We start from the raw sequence: 11,066 nt of genomic DNA on the forward strand, positions 1-11,066 counted from the left end.
AGAAACCCGAAACCGCGCGACCGACGCCGTGCGAGCCATTCCGACGCATGCGCCGCACCCGCATACGTGAGCACACCGAAGCGTCAGTCCGGCGCCGTCCCGGTCGATTCGCGCACGACCAGCTCCGGTGCGCCGATCGTATGCACGGCCGTGCTCGGCTCGATCCCGTCGATCATGTCGAGCGTCAGCGCGATCGCCCGCGCGGCGATCTGCGACGTCGGGAACCTCACCGTCGTCAGCGCGGGGCGGAACTGGTGCGCGAGCTGGATATCAGTCATGCCGACCACCGACAGATCGGCCGGCACGCGCAGCCCGAGATCGGCGGCGGCCTGCATCGCGCCGATCGCCATCAGGTCGTTGGTCGCGAACAGCGCGGTGAGGCCGGGCTTCTCGCGCAACAGCGCGGCGGCGGCTTCGTAGCCGCCTTCGATCGAGTCGTGCGTCGACGCGGTCGTCAGCGCGCCGGCCGGATGGCCGCGCGCCGCGAGTTCGTCGGCGAACCCGCGCAGCCGCACCGACTGCGGACCGCCCGACCCCTTGCCGACCAGCGCGCCGAACGCGCGATGCCGCAGCCCGGACAGATGCGCGGCCGCCAGCGCCCCCGCCGCCGCGAAATCGACGGTCACGCACGGCAGCGTGCGCGACGCATGCACGTGTTCCCACATGCACAGCACGATCGATGCGCCGTGACGCGCGATGTCGGCGAGTTCGGCCTCGGCGAGATCGGTGTTCATCACGATCGCACCGGCCGCGAGCGTGCCGGCGATCCGCTCGAGGTAGTTGCGCGTGATCGCCGGATCGTCGTCGGTATTGGATACGAGCAGGTAATGGCCGCGCTTGCGCGCCTCGCGTTCGGCGGCCAGCACGAACTCCGGATAGAACGGGTTCGTGATGTTCGACAGCATCAGCGCGAGCGTCGACGTGCGGCCCTCGGCGAGCGCCCGCGCGGTCAGGTTCGGCCGATAGCCGAGTTCGCGGATCGCGGCCATCACGCGCTCGACGGTGGCGGGCTTCACCTTCTGCGGATTGCGCAGCACGTTCGAGACGGTCGCCGCCGTGACGTTCGCGCGCTGCGCGACTTGCGCGAGCGTCACCATGCGCGGCCTCTGGTCGGCCGATCAGCGTGGTACAGCGGAAGTGAAGCGGGAGAGTGTCTGCTCATATTCTGGGAGTGCGTCCCACAAGTTGCACAGGGACGGCCGATACGCTAATTTCTCGACACATCAGAGGAAGGAGACGACATGGTACGGCGAACCGGGCGAATCGCGCCACCAAAATTTAAGCGTTTAAATTTTCTGGTCCGATGCGTGTGACCGGCGAGAGGAGAGCGCGATGACCGCCATTTCAATGAAGGACGTCTCGAAGCGCTACGGCGACCATGCGCCGGTGCTGCGCGACGTGAACCTCGAGATCGCGTCGCACGAATTCTGCGTGTTTCTCGGTCCGTCGGGCTGCGGAAAATCCACGCTGTTGCGGATGATCGCCGGGCTCGAGGACGTGACCGAAGGCGAGCTGCGGATCGGCGGCGCACGGATGAACGACACGCCACCCGCGGAGCGTGGCGTCGCGATGGTGTTCCAGAGCTATGCGCTGTTTCCGCACATGACTGTGTTCGACAACATCGGTTTCGGGCTGCGAATCGCCGGCACGCCGAAGGACGAAATCCGCCGCCGCGTGACTGAGGCCGCGCGCGTGCTGCAGCTCGAAGCGCTGCTCGATCGCAAGCCGAAGGCGTTGTCTGGCGGGCAGCGCCAGCGCGTCGCGATCGGCCGCGCGATCGTGCGCGAGCCGCGCGTGTTCCTGTTCGACGAGCCGCTGTCGAACCTCGACGCGACGCTGCGCGGCCAGACGCGCGTCGAAATCGCGCGGCTGCACGCGCGCTTCACGCAATCGAGTTCGGTCTACGTCACGCACGACCAGATCGAGGCGATGACGCTCGCCGACCGGATCGTGCTGCTGCATGCGGGCGACGACGTCGCGCGCTTCGGCAGCATCGCGCAGGCCGGTGCGCCGCTCGAGTTGTATCACCGGCCGGCCAACCGCTTCGTCGCGGGCTTCATCGGCTCGCCGCGGATGAATTTTCTGCCGGCCGTCGTCGACGCGGGCGATGCGCACGGCTGCCGGCTGACGCTGGAAGGCACCGGCGAGACGCTGACGCTGCGCGATCGCGCGTTGCCGCGCCACGTCGGCCGCGGCGCGCGCGTGACGCTCGGCGTTCGCCCCGAGCACCTGACGATCGGGGCGGCAAGCGACACCGACCTGCCGGCGCTCGTGCGCGACGTCGCGCTCGTCGAGCAGCTCGGCGAAGCCGCATACGTCCACCTCGACCAGCCCGGCGGCGTGCCGCTGCTCGCGAAACTGCCGGGGCAGGCGACGTTGCGGCGCGGCGAGCGGCATGCGTTCCACGTGCCGCCTTCGCGCTGCCATCTGTTCGACGAAGCCGGCATCGCGGTGCCGGCGCTTCACGCCGAAGCGGCGTTCGCCTAGCGGGCGCGGCGCAGACCGGCCGCGCGCGACGCGGCACCCATCACACCAATACCAGGAGACAACGATGAGACTTCGTGCGAGCCGACTGCTGCTTGCGCTGACGACCGCCGCGGCGTGCGCCGCAGGTATGGCCGACGCGGGCACGCTGAAAGTGAACGTCGCGGCGCGCGGCAACCAGCGCGCGACGTGGCAGGCCGTGTTCGACCAGTTCCACAAGGCGAATCCCGACGTGGACCTGAAGATCAGCTACGTCGGCGAGGAGGCGTACAAGGTGCAGATGTCCGGCTGGCTCGCGACCGATCCGCCCGACGTGCTGAGCTGGAACAACGGCGAGCGGCTCGCGTATTTCGCGAAGCGCGGGCTGATCGAGGACCTGGGCGCGGACTGGCAGAAGAACGGCTGGAACGACACGTATGCGTCCGTGAAGCAATCGTCGACGTATGGCGGCAAGGTTTACAGCCTGCCGCTCGGCTACGACGCGTACGGCCTGTTCTACCGCAAGGACCTGTTCGAGAAGGCCGGCATCCACGGCGAGCCGGCCGACTGGCCGCAGTTTCTCGATGCGTGCCGCAAGCTGAAGGCGGCCGGCATCGCGCCGATCGCGGTGGCCGCGCGCGATGCGTGGACCCTCGCCGCGTGGTTCGACTATCTCGACCTGCGGATCAACGGCTATGCGTTCCACCAGAAGCTGATGGCCGGCGACGTCGCGTACACCGATCCGCGCGTGCGTGCGGTGTATGCGGCCTGGAAGAAGCTGATCGACGACAAGTATTTCATCGACAACGCGCTGTCCTACGACGTCGATTCGCTGAGCCCGCTGATCGTGAACGGCCAGGCCGCGATGACGCTGATGGGCACCTGGTATTCGGCAGGACTGCTGGGCGCGGCGCGCAACCCGATCGGCTTCTTCCGCTTCCCGGTGATCGATGCATCGGTGCCGCTCGCCGAGGACGGCCCGGTCAACGTGCTGATCGTTCCCGCGAAAGCGCACAACAAGGCCGATGCGCGGCGCTTCCTCGCGTTCATGGGGCAGCCGGCGGTCAACGGCGAGTTCGCGAAGGGGATGGGGCAACTGCCGTCGAACAACAAGGCGCCCGAGCCGCAGGACCCGATCTCGAAGATCGGCTTCCGCACGCTCGCGACGACGCCCGGCGGCATCGCGCAGTTCTACGACCGCGACATGACGAAGGAAATGGCCGACGAGGGGATGAAGGCGATGCAGCAGTTCCTGTCCGACCCGACGCAGCTCGACGCGATCCTGCAGCGCCTCGAACAGACCCGCAAGCGCATCTACCGCAAGTAGCGCGCGGCCGGGCCGGCGTGGGTGCCGGCCCGGTGCGTCGTTGTCACTGTCACGTTCGTTTCATCGAAGGCCATCTCATGTCGACCAGCCTGTCCGAAAGCGCCGCGCGCCGCGATGCCGGCCCGCGGCGGCCTGCGCGCGCGTCGCTCGCGCGGCGGCGCAACCGCGCGGCCCTGTGGTTCGTGCTGCCGGGTTTCGCGCTCTTCACCGTGTTCGTGCTGTATCCGATCGTCAGCAGCATCTGGCTGAGCTTCCATCACTGGGACGGGATGACGCCGATGACGTTCGCCGGGCTCGACAACTATCGCGAGCTGCTGCAGTCGGACACGTTCACCGTCGCGCTGAAGAACAACGTGCTGTGGCTCGTGCTGTTTCTCGCCGCGCCGCCGCTCGGCCTCGCGCTCGCGCTGTACCTGAACCAGAACGTGTTCGGCATCCGGCTCGTGAAGTCGCTGTTCTTCGCGCCGTTCGTGCTGCCGGGTGTGGTGGTCGGCCTCGTGTTCTCGTGGTTCTACGACCCGACGTTCGGGCTGCTGAAGCTGATCGTCGGGCACGGAATCCCGGTGCTCGGCGATCCGCGCTATGCGACCTACGGCGTGATCGCGGCCGCGCTGTGGCCGCAGATTCCGTTCTGCATGATCCTGTACCTGACCGGGCTGACCGGCATCAACGGCGAGATCGTCGAGGCGGCGCGAATGGAAGGCGCGCGCGGCTTCACGCTGCTGTGGCACGTGATCCTGCCGCAACTGCGGCCCGCGACGTTCATGGCCGTCGTGCTGACCGTGATCGGCGCGCTGCGCAGCTTCGACCTGATCTCGGTGATGACGGGCGGCGGCCCGTTCGACAGCTCGACCGTGCTCGCGTACTTCATGGTCGACCAGGCGATCAAGTACTACCGCGAAGGCTATTCGGCCGCGATCGCCGTCGTGCTGTTCGCGATCATGCTCGTCTATATCGTGTGGCAGCTGCGCAAGCTGGTGCGCGTCGAGTCGTAAGGACCACAGCAAGGACCACCAACATGTACCCGATGCCCGTGTCCCGCTGGGGACGTCCCGCCCGCCTGCTGTACCGGTTGTCGTTGCCGTGCGCGCTCGCGCTGTGGCTCGTGCCGCTGCTCGCGGTGCTCGTCACGTCGATCCGCTCGACCGACGAGATCGTGGCCGGCGATTACTGGCGCTGGCCGAAGCAGTTCGCGCTCGTCGACAACTACGGTGCCGCGCTCACGCAAACGCCGATGCTCCATTATTTCGCGAACAGCCTCCTGATCACGGTGCCGTCGGTCGCCGCGTCGATCCTGCTGGCGTCGCTCGCCGGGCATGCGCTCGCGAACTACCGGTTCCGCGGCAATCTCGTGCTGCTCGGCCTGTTCGTCGCCGGCAATTTCGTGCCGATCCAGATCCTGATGATTCCGGTGCGGCAGATCATGCTCGGCGTCGGCCTGTACAACACCGTGTGGGCGCTCGTGCTGTTCCACACCGCGTTCCAGACCGGCTTCTGCACGCTGTTCCTGCGCAACTTCATCCGCGAGCTGCCGTTCGAGCTGATCGAGGCCGCGCGCGTCGAAGGCGCGTCCGAGTGGGCGATCTACTGGCGCGTCGTGCTGCCGCTCGTGCGGCCCGCGCTCGCGGCGCTCGCGATCCTCGTGTTCACGTTCGTGTGGAACGACTACTTCTGGGCACTGTGCCTCACGCAAGGCGACGACGCGGCACCGATCACCGTCGGCGTCGCCGCGCTCAAAGGGCAGTGGACGACCGCCTGGAACATCGTGTCGGCCGGCTCCGTGCTCGCGGCGCTGCCGTCCGTCGCGATGTTCTTCGCGATGCAGAGGCACTTCGTCGCGGGGCTCACGTTCGGCGCGACGAAGGGTTGATCCGTCCCATCCTCTTTCTTCAGCAAGGAATCCACGATGCATCTCGGCGTTTGCTATTACCCCGAACACTGGCCGCGCGAACAATGGGCGCGCGATGCGCGGCGGATGGCCGAACTCGGCCTGACGCGCGTGCGGATCGCCGAATTCGCGTGGAGCCGGATGGAGCCGGCGCCCGGCCGCTACGACTGGGCGTGGCTCGACGAAGCGATCGACACGCTCGCCGGCCAGCACCTGAAGATCGTGCTCGGCACGCCGACCGCCGCACCGCCGAAATGGCTCGTCGATCGCCATCCGGAGATCCTGCCGGTGGGCGCGGACGGCGCGGTGCGGCAGTTCGGTTCGCGTCGCCATTACGACATCGCGAGCCCGGCGTATCGCGAGCACTGCGTGCGCATCGTCGACGCGATGGCGCGGCGCTACGGCGCGCATCCGGCCGTGATCGCGTGGCAGACGGACAACGAAATCGGCTGTCACAACACGCTGCCGAGCTATACGCGTGCGGCGCTCCACGGCTTTCGTGCGTGGCTCGCCGCGCGTTACGGCGATATCGGCGCGCTGAACCGCGCGTGGGGCAACGTGTTCTGGAGCATGGAGTATCGCGGCTTCGACGAGATCGAGCTGCCGCGCCATACGCCGACCGACGCGAATCCCGCGCATCTGCTCGATTTCCGGCGCTACCAGTCGGACGAGGTCGCGCGGTTCCATGCGGTGCAGGTCGATGCGATCCGCCCGCACGCGCCCGGCCGCGACGTGCTGCACAACTTCATGGGGTTTTTCACCGAATTCGATCATTACGCATTCGCGCGAAGCGGGCTCGACGTCGCCGCGTGGGACAGTTATCCGGTGCCGCGTACCGAAGTGCTGCCGCTCGACGAAGCGGACAAGCAACGCTGGGCCCGCACCGGGCATCCGGACGTCTCCGCGTTCTCGCACGACCTGTATCGTGGCGTCGGCAACGGCCGGATGTGGGTGATGGAGCAGCAGGCGGGGCCGGTCAACTGGGGGCCGTACAACCCGGTGCCGCACGCCGGCGCGGTGCGGCTTTGGACGTGGGAAGCGTTCGCGCATGGCGCGGAGCTCGTGTCGTATTTTCGCTGGCGGCAGTATCCGCATGCGCAGGAGCAACTGCACTCGGGGCTCAACGCGCCGGACGACCGGCTGGCGCCGGGCGGCCACGAAGTGGCGCGCGTCGCACGCGAAATCGCCGCGCTGGATCCCGCGCTCGTCGCCGGCGAGTGTGATGCGGCCTGTGTCGCGCTGCTGTTCGACTACGAGGCCGACTGGATGATCCGGATCCAGCCGCACGGCGCCGATTTCGACTATCAGCAGCATGCGTTCGACTGGTATCGCGCGCTGCGCGAACTGGGCCTCGACGTCGACATCGTCGCGGCCGGCGCCGACGTGTCGCGTTACGCGCTCGTCGTCGCGCCGACGCTGCCGGTCGTCACGGATCGCATCGTCGAGCAGGCCGCGAGCGGACACGCACACTGGCTGTTCGGGCCGCGCACGGGTTCACGCACCGCTGAATTCGCGATCGCGCCGGGTCTCGCACCGGGCAAGCTGCGCGATGTGCTACCGGTGCGGATCGGCCAGGTCGAGTCGCTACGGCCGTCGCTCGCGCCGCGTGTGTCGTTCGAAGGCATCGACGGCCATGCGCTGAAATGGCGCGATCACGTCGATATGGAGGCGGCGCGCGGCGCAGACGTGCTGGCCGCCTGCGACGACGGCGTGCCCGCACTCGTGCGGCGCGGTCGCGTGACGATGGCGACGGCCTGTTTCGACCGCACGCTGTTGCGCGCGATCGTCGCCCGCTGTGCGAGCGATGCCGGCCTGTTGGTGCGCGCGATGCCGGACGGTGTGCGGTTGCGCCGACGCGGTCGCGTGACGTTCGCGTTCAACTACGGCGACACGCCGTGCATGCTGCCCGCGCCGGGCGGTGCCACGTTCGTCCTCGGCAATCGCGACCTCGGCGCGGTCGACGTCGCCGCGTGGGTCGAGCCGGACTGACTCGATGCAGTCGTTGCGGCCGCTGCTGTTGCATTTCGCGCGCCTGGCGGGAATCGCGCACTTCGTGCCGCTGTCCGCGGCGGCGCTGATGCTCGGCGTCGCGATGTCGTTTACGGCGCCGTACCTGTCGCTGTTCGGCGTCGAGGCGGCGGGCATGTCGCCGTTTCTGGCCGGCATCTTCATGACGTCGATCGCGGCGAGCGGCGTCGTCGCGAGCACGTGGGCCGGGCGCTGGTCGGATCGACGCGAGCGGCACCGGCCGCTGCTCGTGGTGTCGCTCGGGGCGGCCGCGCTCGGCTTCGCGCTGCTGTGCGTGCTGCGCGCGCATGGGCCGGTGATCGCCGCCGGCACGATCCTGCTCGGCGCGGGCGCCGTGTCGCTGTCGCAGATCTTCTCGTTCGCGCGTGCGGTGCTGCCCGTCGCCGACGATGCGCAGCGCGAACTCGCGTCGGCCGCGCTGCGCACGATGCTGTCGATCGCGTGGGTGTTCGGCCCCGCGCTCGGTGCGCTGATTCTCGCGCAGACGGGTTTTACCGGACTCTTTCTGGCGGCTGCCGCGGGCTTCGTCGCGTGCGCGGCGATCGTCGCGCGGATTCCGGAGCCGGCGCGGCGGCCCGTGGCGGCTCACGTGCAAGCCCCGGACCGCGTTGCACCGCCGCCTGACGCTGCGCGTGTAGCGGTCGTCGTCGTCGCAACGCGTGCAAGCGTGCTGCGCACACTCTTCGCGCTGACGCTGATCGGGCTCGCGGCGAACGCAACGATGATCGTGCTGCCGCTCTACATCGTGCACGCGCTCGGCGGCACGCCGGCGAACGTGTCGGCCGCGCTCGGGCTCGCCGCGCTGCTCGAGATTCCGATGATGCTGTGGCTCGGCATCCGTTCGACGCGCCTCGACAAGGCGCGCTGGCTGACCGCGTGCGCGCTCGTGCATGCGGCGTATTTCGTCGGCCTCGCGACGGTGACGCGCGTGAACCTGATCCTGCCGCTGCAACTGCTGAGCGCATGCGTGGTCGCGATCACGTCGTGTCTCGGGATGACGCGCGTGTGCGACCTGATGCCCACGCGCCCTGGCACCGCGACCGCGATGTTCTTCAGCACCGCGCGGGTCGGCTCGATCGCATCCGGTGTGCTGTCGGGCGCGTGCGTCGATCTGTTCGGCTATCGCGCGACGTTCGCCGGATGCGGCGGGCTCGCGCTCGTGGCGTGCGTGCTGCTCGCCGTGGATGCGTACGGCGAGCGGGGCGGCGCACGCCGCACGAGCGGGGCGCGCCACGGCTTCGATTCACCGCACTGACGCGGCATGCGCCGGTGCGGTGAAGCCGCGACGCGGTGACGCGTCAGCGCTGCCGGAACGCGCCGAGCGACGGCAGCGCGCGACCGTGGAAATCGAACAGCGTGTTGTTGTCCCACTGGTCGCCCGCGCCGAGCTTCCAGCCGACACCGGGCGTCGGGATCCATTCCGGTTCCCACCAGAACACGCCCTTGCCGCGATTGCCGGGCACGCCTTTCACGATATCGACGACCGCCGCGAGAAATTGCGCCTGGCCGGCCGGCGACGGCGGGAAGGTTGTCGAGCCGGTGTTCGTCATCGCGTTCGGCTCCGAATCGCCGTCGCTCGTGGTCCACGGATAGGCGGTCTCCACGACGATCAGCTCCTTGTCGTAGCGCACCGCGAGATCGTTCGCGTTGTTGCGCAGATCGTCGAGCGCGCCTTGCCATTGCGGGTAGTACGACAGGCCGATCACGTCGAACGCGACGCCGCGCTGCTTCGCGCTGTCGAACCACCAGCGGCTCTTGCCGTTGTCGCCGCCGCTGTCGATATGCAGCATCACCTTGATGCGCGGATCGACCGCCTTCACCGCGTCGTGACCGGTTTTCAGCAACTGCGCGAGGTTGTCCCACTGATCGTAGCGGCCGAGCGGCCACAGCATGCCGCCCGTGATCTCGTTGCCGATCTGCACCCACTCGGGCCGCACGCCGGCGCGCTGCAACTGGCGCAGCACGTCGGTCGTATAGGCCGACAGCAGCGCGCACGTCTCGGCGAGATTCTTGCCGGCCCACGCATGCGGCGGGTATTGCTTGCCGGGGTCGGCCCACCAGTCGCTGTAGTGGAAATCGATCAGGATGCGCATCCCGAGCGCGGCCGCGCGCTGCGCGAGTGCCACGACGTGCGTGGCATTGTTGTAGCCCGCCGCAGCGCTCTGGTTCGCGGGGAAGAAATCCGGATTGCCGGGATCGTTCCACACCTTGATCCGGATCGAATCGACGCCGTGCGCGCGGAGAATCTTCAGGCAGTCGCGCGGCGCGCCGCCGCCGTCGAAGAAGGCCGCGCCATGCGCTTCGAGTTCGGGTAGCGTCGAGATGTCGGCCCCCATCGCGAAGCCGCCGGCCGTCGCACTGCGTGGCGCGGGTCGTGCGAAGGCAGGCAGCGGGCCAGCCAGGTCGAGGCACGCAAGCGCCGCGCTCGAGATGCTCCAGCGCAGCATCGATCGTCTGTTCATCGTCATCCTCCATGTCATGGACCCCGTCGTGCGTGGGGTCGGCTTCGGTGATTTTAAGCGCTTAAATTTCGGCCTGCGAGACGAGGCCGAATGGAGCGTAGCGCACCTGTCGCCGCCGATGCAAAGAACCCGCGCGTTGCCTACTATCTGGCGAGCGCCGTCACGCGTTGCTCGTCGTCGCAGTGCGGCTCGACGGACGGCACGATTGGCGCGGACGGCGCTCGCGTGGCCGTCGGCGGACTCCGGCGCTGTGTCGCGGTCGGCCGCTCGCGGCGTACGCGCTCGCAGCATGCGCGCCGCGCTAGGACCGGTCGCGATTGCGAGCGCGCGTCGCTCCGGTGATGACCGCGATGCCGAACAGGATGACGGCCACGATCTCGATGATGTGCTGAGAGACGTGCAGCGTCATCAAACCCCAGGCGACGCCGCCGATGAAAATGATCCATCCGACCAGGTAGATGAGCAGGGTCATCGTTCTTCTCCTTGCAGTGTTGGCCCGTGACGCCGATTGCCGGTCGTGCAAAATTTACCGCTCGCGCGGCGAGGCGCGATGAAAGGCGCGATCCGCGCATGCGGGAGCATGTTGCGAGCCCGGCTTGGCCGCGCCGGCAGCATTTCCCGGCTACGCAGCTCGCCGAGTGTTTCACTCCGCCGCATCCTGCGCATGCAGCCCCAGCCGCGCCATCAGCCGTCCGGCATCGAACGGCGCTTGCGTTTTCGTATCGTTGTCGAAGTAGCAGTACACGTCGCGCGTCTGCGCACGCGGCGGTTGCAGCGCCGGTGCGGCGAGACGCGCATCGGCCGGTTGCGCGCCCCGGCTCCACGCGTCGATTCTTTGCGCCCATCGTTCGAGCGCCGCATCGGCGTATTCGCCCGAATACTTCGTTTCGGTGCCGTG

The 11,066-nt window shown here is 68.3% G+C and carries 10 protein-coding genes; 6 read left to right on the forward strand and 4 right to left on the reverse strand.

Annotated features, from left to right (window positions below; genetic code table 11):
* Positions 1-83: 83 nt before the first annotated feature.
* Positions 84-1,097: a LacI family DNA-binding transcriptional regulator gene (locus DTA15_RS10560; RefSeq protein WP_006490776.1), complete on the reverse strand. Its 1,014-nt coding sequence runs from the start codon at positions 1,095-1,097 to the stop codon at positions 84-86.
* 235 nt (positions 1,098-1,332) lie between these two features.
* Between DTA15_RS10560 and DTA15_RS10565 the strand changes: the two genes are divergently transcribed.
* The 6 genes from DTA15_RS10565 (at position 1,333) to DTA15_RS10590 (ending at position 8,961) form a co-directional block, all read left to right on the forward strand.
* On the forward strand, positions 1,333-2,487 hold the full coding sequence (locus DTA15_RS10565) for an ABC transporter ATP-binding protein (RefSeq protein WP_006490778.1): 1,155 nt from the start codon (positions 1,333-1,335) through the stop codon (positions 2,485-2,487).
* A gap of 64 nt (positions 2,488-2,551) precedes the next feature.
* The gene (locus tag DTA15_RS10570) at positions 2,552-3,790 is read left to right on the forward strand and encodes an ABC transporter substrate-binding protein (protein ID WP_006490779.1); all 1,239 of its coding nucleotides are present in this window, start codon (positions 2,552-2,554) and stop codon (positions 3,788-3,790) included.
* Positions 3,791-3,867: 77 nt separating this feature from the next.
* Positions 3,868-4,785: a carbohydrate ABC transporter permease gene (locus DTA15_RS10575; RefSeq protein ID WP_012493718.1), complete on the forward strand. Its 918-nt coding sequence runs from the start codon at positions 3,868-3,870 to the stop codon at positions 4,783-4,785.
* A 23-nt stretch (positions 4,786-4,808) separates the two neighbouring features.
* Entirely contained in the window at positions 4,809-5,660 is an 852-nt protein-coding gene (locus tag DTA15_RS10580) for a carbohydrate ABC transporter permease (protein WP_006482010.1), read from the forward strand.
* Between the two features lie 36 nt (positions 5,661-5,696).
* Complete coding sequence (locus DTA15_RS10585; RefSeq protein ID WP_006482009.1) at positions 5,697-7,667, forward strand: beta-galactosidase; 1,971 nt, start codon at positions 5,697-5,699, stop codon at positions 7,665-7,667.
* Positions 7,668-7,671: 4 nt separating this feature from the next.
* Positions 7,672-8,961 (forward strand): sugar efflux transporter, encoded by a 1,290-nt coding sequence (locus DTA15_RS10590; protein WP_006482007.1) that lies wholly within the window; start codon positions 7,672-7,674, stop codon positions 8,959-8,961.
* Between the two features lie 43 nt (positions 8,962-9,004).
* Here DTA15_RS10590 and DTA15_RS10595 read toward each other — a convergent pair whose 3' ends face one another.
* The 3 genes from DTA15_RS10595 to DTA15_RS10605 form a co-directional block, all read right to left on the reverse strand.
* Positions 9,005-10,168: a glycoside hydrolase family 53 protein gene (locus DTA15_RS10595; protein ID WP_006482011.1), complete on the reverse strand. Its 1,164-nt coding sequence runs from the start codon at positions 10,166-10,168 to the stop codon at positions 9,005-9,007.
* Between the two features lie 301 nt (positions 10,169-10,469).
* Positions 10,470-10,640, reverse strand: coding sequence for a hypothetical protein (locus DTA15_RS38525; RefSeq protein ID WP_006397039.1), 171 nt, complete (start codon positions 10,638-10,640; stop codon positions 10,470-10,472).
* Positions 10,641-10,811: 171 nt separating this feature from the next.
* The coding region (locus tag DTA15_RS10605) for a DUF72 domain-containing protein (protein WP_146774342.1) at positions 10,812-11,066 on the reverse strand (255 nt) is incomplete at its 5' end.

The organism is Burkholderia cenocepacia, from assembly GCF_900446215.1.
Taxonomy (GTDB): Bacteria; Pseudomonadota; Gammaproteobacteria; order Burkholderiales; family Burkholderiaceae; genus Burkholderia; species Burkholderia cenocepacia.